This is a genomic window from Pseudomonas proteolytica (assembly GCF_007858275.1).
In the GTDB taxonomy this organism is placed as follows: domain Bacteria; phylum Pseudomonadota; class Gammaproteobacteria; order Pseudomonadales; family Pseudomonadaceae; genus Aquipseudomonas; species Aquipseudomonas proteolytica.
Genome location: NZ_VFEV01000001.1, coordinates 223,352 through 236,912, shown reverse-complemented (window position 1 = coordinate 236,912; position 13,561 = coordinate 223,352). Strand labels below are relative to the sequence as shown.

The 13,561-nt window shown below is 57.6% G+C and carries 11 protein-coding genes; 6 read left to right on the top strand and 5 right to left on the bottom strand.

All coding sequences use genetic code 11. The features are described 5' to 3' along the window. Nucleotides 1-215 precede the first annotated feature (215 nt). Nucleotides 216-926: an SIMPL domain-containing protein gene (locus FIV38_RS01090; protein ID WP_092238304.1), complete on the bottom strand. Its 711-nt coding sequence runs from the start codon at nucleotides 924-926 to the stop codon at nucleotides 216-218. 225 nt (nucleotides 927-1,151) lie between these two features. Here FIV38_RS01090 and FIV38_RS01085 point away from each other — a divergent pair, with 225 nt between their 5' ends. Together FIV38_RS01085 and FIV38_RS01080 are read left to right on the top strand one after the other, a co-directional pair. After that, a complete protein-coding gene (locus FIV38_RS01085) occupies nucleotides 1,152-2,414 on the top strand; it encodes an ATP-binding protein (RefSeq protein WP_029291925.1) in 1,263 nt (420 codons plus the stop codon). Then, nucleotides 2,407-2,967, top strand: a complete 561-nt coding sequence (locus FIV38_RS01080; RefSeq protein ID WP_029291924.1) for a response regulator transcription factor — start codon at nucleotides 2,407-2,409, stop codon at nucleotides 2,965-2,967. The genes FIV38_RS01085 and FIV38_RS01080 overlap by 8 nt, the downstream gene beginning before the upstream one ends. A 125-nt stretch (nucleotides 2,968-3,092) precedes the next feature. On the opposite strand, the gene FIV38_RS01075 is transcribed toward FIV38_RS01080, so the two are convergent. Next, complete coding sequence (locus FIV38_RS01075; RefSeq protein ID WP_139273589.1) at nucleotides 3,093-5,597, bottom strand: dermonecrotic toxin domain-containing protein; 2,505 nt, start codon at nucleotides 5,595-5,597, stop codon at nucleotides 3,093-3,095. Between the two features lie 417 nt (nucleotides 5,598-6,014). Then, nucleotides 6,015-6,452 carry a Z-ring associated ZapG family protein gene (locus tag FIV38_RS01070; RefSeq protein ID WP_092238298.1) on the bottom strand — a complete coding sequence of 146 codons (438 nt, stop codon included), beginning with the start codon at nucleotides 6,450-6,452 and terminating at the stop codon, nucleotides 6,015-6,017. A gap of 147 nt (nucleotides 6,453-6,599) precedes the next feature. On the opposite strand from FIV38_RS01070, the gene FIV38_RS01065 reads away from it, so the two are divergent. The 3 genes from FIV38_RS01065 (at nucleotide 6,600) to zapE (ending at nucleotide 9,783) form a co-directional block, all read left to right on the top strand. Next, a complete protein-coding gene (locus FIV38_RS01065) occupies nucleotides 6,600-7,229 on the top strand; it encodes an alpha/beta hydrolase (protein ID WP_029291919.1) in 630 nt (209 codons plus the stop codon). Nucleotides 7,230-7,253: 24 nt separating this feature from the next. Continuing rightward, nucleotides 7,254-8,609, top strand: coding sequence for a tryptophan--tRNA ligase (locus FIV38_RS01060; protein WP_092238295.1), 1,356 nt, complete (start codon nucleotides 7,254-7,256; stop codon nucleotides 8,607-8,609). Between the two features lie 79 nt (nucleotides 8,610-8,688). Then, nucleotides 8,689-9,783 (top strand): cell division protein ZapE, encoded by a 1,095-nt coding sequence (gene zapE, locus FIV38_RS01055; RefSeq protein WP_029291916.1) that lies wholly within the window; start codon nucleotides 8,689-8,691, stop codon nucleotides 9,781-9,783. A gap of 130 nt (nucleotides 9,784-9,913) precedes the next feature. On the opposite strand, the gene FIV38_RS01050 is transcribed toward zapE, so the two are convergent. Next, nucleotides 9,914-10,834 (bottom strand): GlxA family transcriptional regulator, encoded by a 921-nt coding sequence (locus FIV38_RS01050; RefSeq protein WP_169851207.1) that lies wholly within the window; start codon nucleotides 10,832-10,834, stop codon nucleotides 9,914-9,916. A 220-nt stretch (nucleotides 10,835-11,054) separates the two neighbouring features. Between FIV38_RS01050 and FIV38_RS01045 the strand changes: the two genes are divergently transcribed. Then, a complete protein-coding gene (locus FIV38_RS01045) occupies nucleotides 11,055-12,191 on the top strand; it encodes an acyl-CoA dehydrogenase family protein (protein WP_029291912.1) in 1,137 nt (378 codons plus the stop codon). A 113-nt stretch (nucleotides 12,192-12,304) separates the two neighbouring features. On the opposite strand, the gene FIV38_RS01040 is transcribed toward FIV38_RS01045, so the two are convergent. Then, nucleotides 12,305-13,345: an NADP(H)-dependent aldo-keto reductase gene (locus FIV38_RS01040; protein WP_029291910.1), complete on the bottom strand. Its 1,041-nt coding sequence runs from the start codon at nucleotides 13,343-13,345 to the stop codon at nucleotides 12,305-12,307. Nucleotides 13,346-13,561: the final 216 nt, after the last annotated feature.

Sequence of the window (13,561 nt, the reverse complement as noted above, 5' to 3'; positions counted from 1 at the left end):
TCTATGGGAATGTTTTATTAAATGTCTAGTTTGTTGGATAACTTTGGCTTAACTAGGTGGCAGCGTGCAGGGGAATGGTTCATTTTTTATGCTTGGGTTTTAGGCGCGGTTGATCGTTTAAGCAAACCCCTACATCGTTCGTCTTGTTATCGAACAGCAGGCCAAAAAAAACGGCACAAGCTATTAGGCTGTGCCGTCTTTGTAGGTTGAACCGCTTACTGTAAGACTTCAATCACCCCGTCCGCACTCATGCTGACTTGGCTGGTGCCCGCCTCGACCTCTGGCGTCGGCGCTGAATCCATCGCCGCAGCCTTCATCATCATGCCGCCGCGGGCATAAGGCTGTGGATAACCATTAGTGTTGAAGTTCAGGTTGACGATCTTGTAACCCTTGCCACCCAGCGCATCAGTGGCCAATTGCGCGCGGGCCTTGAATGCAGTGACCGCTTCCTTGAGCAGCGCATCTTCGCTGGCCTTGCGGGTCGGGTTGGCGATGGCGAAGTCCATGCTGTCCATTTTTAGGTTGGTCAGCATCTCGCCGGTGAGCTTGGACAGCGCCGCGAAGTCCGAGCTTTCCATGCGCAATTCGGCGCGTTCACGCCAGCCGGTGATCTGCTGGTTCTTGTTGTCGTAGATCGGGTAGCTGTTGCGGCTGCCCTGGCGCAGGGTGACGCCCTTGACTTCGCGGGCCTGGGCCAGCGCCTTGTTCATGGTGGTGGTGATCTCGGCGGCCAGTTTGGCCGGGTCGGCGTTCTGGGACTCGGTGTACAGGGTGACGATCATCTGGTCACGGGCCACTTCCTGGCTGACTTCGGCCCGCAGGGAAATCTGGTTGTAGTGCAGTTGATCGGCAGCCAGCACGGGCAGGCTGGCGACGCTGCCAACGCTGAGGGCAATAAGGGCGGCACTGCGAGTGAAACGTGACATGGAAGCTCCTTGAGGGTGATCGTGTTCGGTAAGACTGTAGACGGGTGATTCGGGTTCGGCGGGTTACAAATTCTCTACACCTTGGCGCGATGCCGACGAACGGTCAATTTGCGTCCGGCGTTCTTGATTGTGTGACCTGCGTCAAAGGGCCACACACACGCTGTCGATACCCTGGCTTCGTTTATACTCCTTGCGATCCGCCTGGAGCGCTCATCAGGAGAGCTCATGCTCGCCCCCGTACAACTGACTTCCGCCACTCGCCAGAACCTCTGGCGCCTGACGTTTATCCGCACCCTGGTCCTGGCCGCCCAAGCCGGTTCCGTGGGGCTTGCCTATTGGTTTGAGCTGCTGCCGTTGCCCTGGCTGCAACTGTGGGTGACTTTGGCTTTTTCCACGGTGTTGTGTGTGTTCACGGCCATCCGCCTGCGCACCACGTGGCCGGTGACAGAGCTGGAGTACGCCCTGCAACTGGCCTGTGACCTGTTTATCCACAGTGTGTTGCTGTATTTCTCCGGTGGCTCCACCAACCCGTTCGTTTCCTATTATCTGGTGCCGCTGACCATTGCCGCCGTGACGTTGCCGTGGCGCTACTCGGTGATCCTGTCGGGTATTGCCCTGGCGCTCTACACCTTGTTGCTGGCGCAGTTCTATCCCCTGGAAACCTTCCCGATCGCCCGGGAAAACCTGCAGATCTACGGCATGTGGCTGAGCTTCGCGCTGTCGGCAGCCGTGATCACGTTTTTCGCTGCGCGCATGGCCGAAGAGCTGCGGCGCCAGGAAGAACTGCGTGCTATCCGCCGCGAAGAAGGCTTGCGTGACCAGCAACTGTTGGCCGTGGCGACCCAGGCCGCCGGCGCGGCCCATGAGCTGGGTACGCCGCTGGCAACCATGAGCGTGCTGATCAAGGAAATGCGCCAGGACCATCACGACCCGGCGCTACAGGACGACCTCGGCGTGCTGCAGGAACAGGTCAAGCAGTGCAAGCAAACCTTGCAACAACTGGTGCGTGCCGCTGAAGCCAACCGGCGCCTGGCGGTGGATATGCAGGACGTCACCCAGTGGTTGGACGAAGCCTTGAACCGCTGGCACCTGATGCGCCCCGAAGCCAGTTACCGTTTCCATCTGTTGGGGCAGGGCGCAGTGCCTCGCATGGCGCCACCGCCGGATCTGACCCAGGCGTTGCTGAACCTGTTGAACAATGCAGCCGATGCCTGCCCGGAAGGGCTGGAAGTGCAGTTGGACTGGGATTCGGAAAACCTCACCATCAGCATTCGCGACCACGGTGCCGGCGTGCCGCTGGCGATTGCCGAACAGATCGGCAAGCCATTCTTTACCACCAAGGGCAAGGGCTTCGGCCTGGGCCTGTTCTTGAGCAAGGCCAGCGTGACCCGCGCTGGCGGCTCGGTGAAACTTTACCCCCATGAGGAAGGCGGCACGCTCACCGAGCTGCGCCTGCCCCGTGCTGCACGAGGAGACATCGATGAGTGACGAGATCCAAGTCGAAGGCGAAGAACTGCCGCACCTGTTGCTGGTAGATGATGACGCCACCTTTACCCGCGTAATGGCGCGAGCCATGAGCCGCCGCGGGTTTCGCGTCAGCACCGCAGGCTCCGCCGAAGAAGGCCTGACCATCGCCCAGGCCGACCTGCCGGACTACGCGGCACTGGACCTGAAAATGGACGGCGACTCCGGCCTGGTGCTGTTGCCCAAGCTGCTGGAACTGGACCCGGAAATGCGCGTGCTGATCCTTACCGGGTATTCCAGCATTGCCACCGCCGTCGAGGCGATCAAGCGCGGCGCCTGCAATTACCTGTGCAAGCCGGCCGATGCCGATGATGTACTGGCAGCGCTGCTCTCCGAACACGCCGACCTCGACACCCTGGTGCCGGAAAACCCGATGTCGGTGGACCGTCTGCAGTGGGAGCACATCCAGCGTGTGTTGACCGAGCATGAAGGTAATATCTCGGCCACCGCTCGTGCTCTTGGCATGCACCGCCGGACACTGCAGCGCAAACTGCAAAAGCGCCCGGTTCGGCGCTGAACGGCGAATCAGAGCGCGGGGTACTGCGCGTCTCAATGACGGCTGAAAGCTTTCCGGGGTTTTTTCAGCCGTCAACATATAGCGTCATGCTTGTATGCTACGTTCAGAACATTGCGAAATAAGGCTCATGAACCGGTCTTTGGGAAGTGAACCGGCTTGTATTCAATTCTAACAACCTCATATTTCGGCGGATCCCCTGCAGGCGCAGTATTGATTTTGACCAACTGACCATTGGCTTTTTTGAGTTCTGGAACTGCATAGCCATTCAAAGCATCTTGCAGTTTGATTTCAGCCAGGTTTTCTGCATTTTCAAGAGAGATTGTTGGATCTGACTGCATGATTTGAGTCACGACCTGATCTCGAATTTTTTTCATGGCTGTTGAACCGAAACTGAGGCTCACCGTGCCATCGTAAGCTTTTACCGGCTTGTTGATCTCTTTTTGAAATTTTGCCGCAAACGAATTGCCTCGCCCCTCCGCAGAGTGACACATTATAAGACGCACAGAGTCATATCTTTCCGGGTCTATGCCTTTTTCTTTCAATAGGGCGACTAATTTTTGAGGTGTGTAGCCTTTTCCATCTATGACAACCTGTGATCCATTGCCTAAGAACTTATCAGCCCAACTTGGTTTGGAACCATGGGCAACAATGTTAAGTCGCTTTCCGGATTTGTAGATGTCTACATAGGTATGGACTTCGTTGGAGACATATTTTAGTTCATTCATCGGGCCGCCCATTTGAACTACAGTAACCGGACCTGTTTCGCTCGCTATGTCCGTACCAATCACCCCATTGTCAGGGTTCTCTGGAGGTTGGGGTGGTTCTTGGTCCGGGGGCGATGCAGTCTCTTCTGGGGCTTTGAATTCACCGATAGACTGCTCCCGGGCTTTACCTATGACTTTGGGTATCGCCACTGTCGCTGCGTTGAACAGGCCGAATACAATTCGATCAGTACCTTTGGCCTTGTTATGTAGGTTGTCATCAACTCCGATGCTGGCAGTTACGCCGCCACTGGCGAGATAAAAAGTGTCCAGGGCCAATGCGACTTCAGGTACCACGAAAGCCAGTGGAGTTAAAAATAGAGCAATTTTTGAAGTCTTTGTCAGGCCTTCAATGATGTTCTTCTTGGTCTCGTCTCTGTCACTGGTTATTTTGACAGCCGCATCTGCATAAGAGCGATCTTTCTGGCGTTTGGTGACTTCTTGGAACGGTAGGTTGTTAGGTTCTGTGGTGATGAATTTTTCAGGATCCCATTTACCGCTAAAGGCCCGATGGTCATAGGAAAGTATTCCTCCTGGGGGTTCACGTGTTTCAGGCCAGGTACCGAGGCCGATCAGTGTTTCGTCTAACCCGGCTCGCTTCCAGCCGTTGGGCTTGTCTTCAAGCTTAAAGTGTGAGGCCAGGGCATTGCGTTTGGCAGGATCAGCCATTTGTTCGGCGAGCCACTTCTTCATCTCTGCCTGGCTATTGAAACTGTGAATGGGTGAGGAGTTTCCGGGTATATAGAGAAGGGTGAGGGGAGGAATCCTCTTCCCGTCGCTGTCAAACGTTACCTTATTATCAGTAATGTATATGAGGTCGGTCGATTGATATTCTCCGATCTTGAGCAACCCGACTTCAATGTTGGGGTCCTTGGGGGGATTTTTTTGTAAGTCATCATAAGTAATGTCAGGCCATGATTCCTGGTTGCCTGATAACCCGGCGGCTCGCATGATCAGTTTTCGACCATCAGTAGTCAAGCTGCCTTCTTGATGTTGAGTCATGGCTGACTTGACGAATGACGCTTTGGCCAGTACCGGGTATTTTTCTATGTGGGTGCTCCAGAACTCATCCAGAAAATTAGTATAAGGCTGTTGAAAGTCAGCCTGCCAAACAAGGTTTTTGAACTCTTTCGGGGTAATTGAACTCTGGTTGGTAGAGTTATATGTCTGTGAGGGAGCGTCGGATGATTCTACATAAATTCCTTGATAAGTATGGGTAACATCCGCGTCTTTACGATAAGGGGAAAACCGGGTTGAGAAGTCAAAGATACCTGGGTTATTCATGGGTAAACTGTTCTGGGTTTTTACATTAGGACCGCCAGCGAAGAATGGGATCTTGTATCCCTTCCCAGTGGGAGTATCTTGCGCATTTTTGATCAACGCTTGCGTCAGTGAAATACGCTGGATAACCTTTGCCGGGTAAGGCTCTTCCCCCACACTGTTATAGTCGTAGGTCACTAGGTAGGTATTGTCGGGATCAATATCCCATTTCTCCTTGTTAGCGGGGTCTTTCTTTTTCAACTCTGCAAATTTTTCTTTGAGAAAATCAGATGCTTTTTGTTCGACAGTTTTAAATGCACTGGAAATATGCTTTGCAACGGGGTCAACATTTATGTTGAGACCCACATCAATGGGGGGTGGTACTTTTTGACTATTCTCGACATCTTTGCCAGGGGAGGGGTCAACGCTCACCTCAGTGTAACCTCCACCTTGTGTTGCGGGGGCTGGCCTGACTTCCTGCACTAATTGCTGATCCGCCTGCGCGCTGGAATCAATTGAACGTTTGTTGCGATAGCCCGTATTCGATGCAGTTGGTTGATCGTTGGCTGAGTGATTCCAGGGAGTGGCTGAGGCGGTCTTGATTTGCATAAAAGGGAACTCGTAGCGCGTGTCGGAGGAGTAGGGCTTAGTTTCGTCCGTTGTGTGGTCGCGTACGTAGGAAGAGTTCCAGGAATAGCTATGGAGAATACATTTCCCTTATCAGAAGTTTTGCAGGTCTTTCTCCATCAGGTTCGCAGTGCAGATTGCAAGGCGCTCAGTCTGGCGCTGAACGGCGACTGAACAGTTTTCCTTAGGCTGCACGGAGCCCTAAAACTGAGCAATGAACCAGGACGCTGAGTATTCCTCGGGCATGGACGAAGAGGATGGGCGATGTTGTACCAGGCGCTGATTGCTGAACTGCTGGGCTTGAGCATCGTCAACGTCGGACAGCGTGCCAGCCTTGAGAAAATAAAAAAGCCCGCCACCGAGTGATCGGTGGCGGGCTTTTTATCGCTTGAAACCTTATTACTTCTTCAAGCCGTAATGCTCATCCAGCATGCCGGGGGCGTTCGGCGTTTTTGGCGCGTAGTCCCGTGGCGGCTCCTGATTTTCCCTTGGCGGGGTCAGGCGCTCCCGTGGGGCTTGCGTGGCATCGGAATGCAGCGCGGCCAGCAGGCGCTGACGGGAGATGTCGTCAAGGGCCAGGCGGTTGGCGCCATCGGCGAGGTGATCCTGTACTTCCTGGTAGCTCTGGGTGAGCTTCTTGACCAGGGTCGCGGTGCTGTTGAAGTGGGTAACAACCTCGTTCTGATAACTGTCAAAACGTTCCTGAATGTCATCCAACTGACGCTGCGTGCGGTTAGGCGCGGCATTCGGCAGCAGGCGAGCAACCAGGAATCCAATGGCGACACCGGCAACCAGGGCAAGAGTCGGCAACAACCAAACTAAGAGCGAGTGTTCCACGAGTCCTTCCTCTATAAACGGCTTTGCTTTACGTTAACGGCTCGGACCTGCGCTGTATACCGCGATTAAGCTCGCAATGATGCCATGCACAGACTTTTAGCTAGACGAGTCGACCCCTTGAGAGGTCACGGAGTTCATTCCTTGCTCATGCGTGAAACCCCCGTTTTGATCGATGGCCCGGTAGGCCAATTGGAAGCCCTGTATCTGGATCACCCCGAGCCACGTGGCCTGGCGCTGATCTGCCACCCCAACCCGGTGCAGGGCGGCACCATGCTCAATAAAGTCGTATCGACCTTGCAACGCACCGCCCGCGATGCCGGTTTGATTACTTTGCGTTTCAATTACCGTGGCGTGGGTGCCAGTGCCGGTACCCACGACATGAGCAGTGGTGAAGTGGACGACGCCGAAGCGGCGGCCGGTTGGCTGCGTGAAAAGCACCCGGGCCTGCCCATCACCTTGCTGGGTTTCTCGTTCGGTGGTTTTGTTGCCGCAAGTCTGGGCGGGCGCCTGGAAGCCAAGGGCGAAAAACTCGCGCACCTGTTCATGGTGGCTGCGGCGGTCATGCGTTTGCGTGATGAGGACGTGCTGCCACAGGACTGCCCGTTGACCCTGATCCAGCCGGAAACCGACGAAGTGGTCGACCCGCAGACCGTCTACGACTGGTCCGCGGCCCTGAAACGCCCCCATGAGCTGCTGAAAGTGGCAGAATGCGGGCACTTTTTTCATGGCAAGCTCACCGATCTCAAGGATCTGGTGCTGCCGCGCCTTTCGAATTGATAGCAGTCTGATAAGCGATTACCCATGACGACTCGTACCCGTATCCTCACCGGCATCACCACCACCGGCACCCCGCACCTGGGCAACTACGCCGGTGCCATCCGCCCGGCGATCCTCGCCAGCCAGGATGCCAATGCCGATTCGTTCTACTTCCTGGCCGACTACCACGCCCTGATCAAGTGCGATGACCCGCAGCGCATCCAGCGCTCGCGTATGGAAATCGCCGCGACCTGGCTGGCGGGTGGCCTGGATGTGAACCGGGTGACGTTCTATCGTCAGTCCGATATCCCGGAAATTCCCGAGCTGACCTGGCTGCTGACCTGCGTCGCGGCCAAGGGCCTGCTCAACCGCGCCCACGCCTACAAGGCCTCGGTGGACAAGAACCTGGAAAACGGCGAAGACCCGGACGCCGGGATCAGCATGGGCCTGTACAGCTACCCGGTGCTGATGGCCGCAGACATCCTGATGTTCAACGCGCACAAGGTGCCGGTCGGCCGCGACCAGATCCAGCACGTGGAAATGGCCCGTGATATCGGCCAGCGTTTCAACCACCTGTTTGGCAAGGGCCGTGAGTTCTTCACCATGCCCGAGGCGTTGATCGAAGAAAGCGTCGCCACCTTGCCGGGCCTGGATGGGCGCAAGATGTCGAAAAGCTACGACAACACCATCCCGTTGTTCACCACCGCCAAGGACATGAAGGACGCGATCTCGCGGATCGTCACCGACTCCCGCGCGCCGGGTGAGGCCAAGGATCCGGACAACTCCCACCTGTTCACCTTGTACCAGGCGTTCGCCACCCCAGAACAGGAACAGCAACTGCGCCGCGAACTGCTCGATGGCCTGGGTTGGGGTGAGGCGAAGAACCGTCTGTTCCAACTGCTGGACGGCCAGTTGGGCGAAGCCCGCGAGCGCTACCATCAATTGATGTCGCGCCCTTCGGACATGGAAGACCTGTTGCTGGTCGGCGCCAAGAAAGCCCGCGCCGTGGCCGCTCCATTCCTGCAAGAGCTGCGCGAAGCCGTGGGCTTGCGTTCGTTCGTCAACCAGGCGAGCGAAGCTGCCAGCGTCAAGAAGAAGGCAGTCAAGGCCGCGCGTTTTGTCAGCTTCCGTGAAGACGACGGCAGCTTCCGTTTCCGCCTGCTGGCGGCTGATGGCGAGCAACTGCTGTTGTCGCGCAACTTTGCCGACGGCAAGGCGGCGGGGGCTGCCACCAAGCAGTTGCAGTCCGGCCAGGCGCTGGATGTGCGCAGTGAGGCCCTGGGCTTCAGTGTGTGGCTCGAAGGCGCCTGTGTCGCCGACAGCCCGGCCTTTGCCGATGCGGCTGCGCGGGATGCCGCCATCGAAGCTGTGCGCGTGGCATTGACCCCCATCGAGGACTGACCCGACCAAGGGTTGATTGCCATTATCCGGGGCCGTCGTTACAGTGACGGCCCGTTTTTGTTGCCTTGCTAACGAAATTATGACGCCCCTAGAACGATATCAAGCTGATCTGAAGCGCCCCGACTTCTTCCATGATGCGGCCCAGGAAACGGCGGTGCGCCATTTGCAGCGCCTGTACGAAGACCTGGTCGCGGCCTCGCAGAGCAAGCCCGGGATGCTCAGCAAGTTGTTTGGCAAGAAAGACCAGGTGCCGGTCAAGGGCCTGTATTTCTGGGGCGGCGTGGGCCGGGGCAAGACGTACCTGGTCGATACCTTCTTCGAAGCGCTGCCGTTCAAGGAAAAATCGCGCACGCACTTCCACCGCTTCATGAAGCGTGTGCACGAAGAGATGAAGACCCTGCACGGCGAGAAAAACCCGCTGACCATCATCGCCAAACGCTTCTCCCAAGAGGCGCGGGTGATCTGCTTCGATGAGTTCTTCGTGTCCGATATCACCGACGCGATGATCCTTGGCACCCTGATGGAAGAGTTGTTCAAGAACGGCGTGACCCTGGTCGCCACCTCGAACATCGTGCCCGACGGCCTGTACAAGGACGGCCTGCAACGCGCGCGCTTCCTGCCGGCCATCGCCCTGATCAAGCAGCACACCGATATCGTCAACGTCGACAGCGGCGTCGACTACCGTCTGCGTCACCTTGAGCAGGCGGAACTGTTCCACTTCCCCCTCGACGAAGCGGCCCATGAAAGCCTGCGCAAGAGCTTTCGCGCGCTGACGCCGGAATGCACCCAGGCGGTGGAAAACGATAAGTTGATCATCGAAAATCGCCAGATCATCGCCCTGCGCACCTGTGACGACGTGGCCTGGTTCGACTTCCGCGAACTGTGCGACGGCCCGCGCAGCCAGAACGACTACATCGAACTGGGCAAGATCTTCCATGCCGTGATCTTGAGTGGCGTGGAGCAAATGAGCGTCACCACCGACGACATCGCCCGGCGCTTTATCAACATGGTCGATGAGTTCTACGACCGTAACGTCAAGCTGATCATTTCAGCTGAAGTCGAACTCAAGGACCTCTACACCGGCGGTCGCTTGAACTTCGAATTCCAGCGCACCTTGAGTCGTTTGCTGGAAATGCAGTCCCACGAGTTCCTGGCGCGGGCGCACAAGCCTTAGGCAAACACCGAACCAAAATGTGGGAGCGGGCTTGCTCGCGAAATGCGGTGTATCAGTCGACTTATTCGTTAACTGACACTCCGCATTCGCGAGCAAGCCCGCTCCCACATTTGATTGTGCCCGGCTTTAGTTAGGCGGCCTGCTGGAACTGCTGGCGATACTGGTTCGGCGACAACTCCGTGTGCTGCCTGAACAGCCGCGCAAAGAAGCTCGCATCGTCGTAACCCACCTCGTAGCTGATGGTCTTGATGCTCTTGCGGCTGCCCGACAACAACCCCTTGGCGGTCTCGATCCGCAGGCGTTGCAGGTAGTGCAGCGGCTTGTCGCCGGTCGCGGTCTGGAACCTGCGCATAAAGTTGCGGATGCTCATGCCGTGTTCGCGGGCGACGTCTTCAAAGCGGAACTTGTCGGCGAAGTGCTCTTCGAGCCAATGCTGGATCTGCAGGATGATCACGTCCTGGTGCAGCTTCTGCCCGCCAAACCCGATGCGCCCCGGTGCGTAGCTGCGCTGCACTTCGTAGAGAATGTCGCGGGCCACGGCCTGGGCGATGTTGGCGCCGCAGAAACGCTCGATCAGATAGATATAAAGATCGCAGGCCGATGTTGTGCCGCCGGCGCAGTACAGGTTGTCGGCGTCGGTCAGGTGCTTGTCCTGATTGAGCTGGACCTTGGGGAAGCGCTCGCTGAACGCATTGAAGAAGCGCCAGTAGGTGGTCGCCTCCTTGCCATCAAGCAGGCCGGCTTCGGCGAGCCAGAACACCCCGGTGGCCTCACCGCACAGCACCGCACCCCGGGCATGCTGCTCACGCAGCCATGGCAGGATCTGCGGGTAGCGTTTGCTCAGGGCGTCGAAGTCATCCCAGAAGGCTGGGAGCACAATGATGTCGGCGTTTTCCAGGCCGCCGTCCACCGGCATGATCACATCGCTGAAGCTACATACCGGTTGCCCGTCGGGGCTGACAAGGCGGGTTTCAAAGGCTGGCGTGAGGCCCAGGCCTTGCTGTTTGCCGTAACGCAGGCTGGCGAGGTGGAAAAAATCCTTGGCTTGCATGAGGGTTGAAGCAAACACCCGATCAATGGCCAAAATGCTGACGCGCCGCAGGGGCGTGGAGACGAGGCTAGACATAATTTCGATTATTCTTATAGGGGAAAGTGGTCAACTAACGGCTGGATCGTCTTATTTTTTGTCGCATGTGTCCAGTGTCCTGTGACGTCCGTGCAGCTTAGGCTCTGTGATCTTGTTTTTGTCTGACAATCGACGCAGGTGACCCATGATTCCCAGAACCTTGTTCAGCTCCGAGCACGAACTCTTCCGTCAGAGCGTGCGCACCTTCCTTGAAAAGGACGCGGTGCCGTTCCATGCGCAATGGGAAAAGCAGGGGCATATTGATCGCAATCTGTGGAGCAAGGCGGGGGAGGCGGGCATGCTCTGTTCCCATCTGCCGGAAGAATACGGCGGCCTGGGCGCCGACTTTCTCTATAGCACCGTGGTGATCGAAGAGATCGGCCGCCTGGGGCTGACCGGGATTGGCTTCTCCCTGCATTCGGACATTGTTGCGCCGTATATCCTGCATTACGGCAGCGAGGCACTGAAGCACAAGTACTTGCCCAAGTTGGTGTCCGGGGAAATGGTCACCGCGATTGCCATGACCGAGCCGGGCGCCGGGTCCGACCTGCAAGGGGTCAAGACCACCGCCGTGTTGGATGGCGACGAATATGTGATCAACGGCTCCAAGACCTTTATCACCAACGGCTTCCTGGCGGACCTGGTGATTGTGGTGGCCAAGACCGACCCCAAGGCGGGCGCCAAAGGCACCAGCCTGTTTCTGGTCGAGGCCAATACGCCGGGGTTCGACAAGGGCAAGCGCCTGGAAAAGGTCGGGATGAAGGCCCAGGACACCTCCGAGCTGTTCTTCCAGGATGTGCGCGTGCCCAAGGAGAACCTGCTGGGCCAGGCGGGGATGGGCTTTGCCTACCTGATGCAGGAACTGCCCCAGGAGCGCCTGACCGTGGCCATCGGCGCCCTGGCCTCGGCCGAAGCTGCATTGCAATGGACGTTGGACTACACCCGCGAGCGCAAGGCTTTTGGCAAGGCGATTGCGGACTTTCAGAACACCCGCTTCAAGCTGGCGGAGATTGCCACCGAGGTGCAGATCGGCCGGGTGTTTGTCGACAAGTGCCTGGAACAGCACCTGCAAGGCAAGCTGGACGTGCCCACGGCGGCGATGGCCAAGTATTGGACCACTGACCTGCAATGCAAGGTGCTCGACGAGTGCGTGCAGTTGCACGGCGGCTACGGCTTCATGTGGGAATACCCGATCGCCCGGGCCTGGGCGGATGCGCGCGTGCAGCGCATTTATGCGGGGACCAACGAGATCATGAAGGAGATCATTGCGCGGGCGCTTTGAATCTTTAGTGCTTTTGAGGGCGCTATCGCAGGTAAGCCAGCTCCCACATTTTGATGTGTGAACACATTCGAATGTGGGAGCGGGCTTGCTCGCGAAGGCGGCCTAAAGGTCAATCAAGGCGCAGGGTTGGGATGATCCTTCTGAATCGCCTCAATCCCCTCCAGCACCTCTTTCGACAGCTTCAGGTCGGCACTGGCGATGTTGCTATCCAACTGCGCAAGCGTCGTGGCGCCAATGATATTGCTGGTCACAAACGGCTGCTGCGTCACAAACGCCAGGGCCATCTGCGCCGGGTCCAGGCCGTGCTCGCGGGCCAGGGCCACGTAGCGGCTGCACGCGGCTTCCGATTGTGGGTTGAAGTAGCGGCTGAAGCGGCTGTACAGGCTCAAGCGGCCCTTGGCTGGCCGTGCGCCGCCTTCGTACTTGCCGCTGAGCATGCCGAACGCCAGGGGCGAGTAAGCCAGCAAGCCACATTGCTCGCGGATGGCGATCTCCGCCAGGCCCACTTCAAAGCTGCGGTTGAGCAGGTTGTAGGGGTTCTGGATCGACACTGCGCGGGTCCAGCCACGGGCCTCGGCCAGGGCCAGGAACTTCATGGTGCCCCAGGGCGTTTCATTGGACAGGCCGATGTGGCGGATCTTGCCGGCCTTGACCTGCTCGTCGAGGGCTTCGAGGGTTTCTTCCAGGGGCGTCAGGTCGGGCTCTTCCTGGTGCTTGTAGCTCAGTTGGCCGAAGAAGTTGGTGCTGCGTTCCGGCCAGTGCAACTGGTACAGGTCGATCCAGTCGGTCTGCAGGCGCTTGAGGCTGGCATCCAGGGCGTCGACGATATGTTTGCGGTTGTGCTTGAGGTGGCCATCGCGGATGTAGTCGATGGTATTGCCGGGGCCGGCGATCTTGCTGGCGAGGATCCAGTCGGCGCGGTCGCCACGGCTCTTGAAGTAATTGCCGATGTAGCGCTCGGTGGTGGCATAGGTGTCGGCCTTGGGCGGCACCGGGTACATCTCTGCGGTATCGAGGAAGTTGATCCCCGCGCCTTTGGCCCGCTCAATCTGCGCGAAGGCCTCTGCCTCGGTGTTCTGCTCACCCCAGGTCATGGTCCCGAGGCAGATCTCGCTCACGTTCAGATCGGTCCGGCCCAGCTGTCGATACTTCATCGGGTGCTCCTTCGGGAAAACAATCATAAAAGCAGGTTGAATTTTTTTTCGCAATCTGCATAATTGCCCACCTCTTTCTGCAGTGGAAGTGATGCGCCGCCTGCCGAAGAATCTTGCCGTTGAACGGACGCGCTGACCCGAGCCCCCGATAGCGTCTGTATCCGGCTGCCTTTGACTTGTCAAAGTACGCACTATTCAGTAAGATCCGCCGTCTAA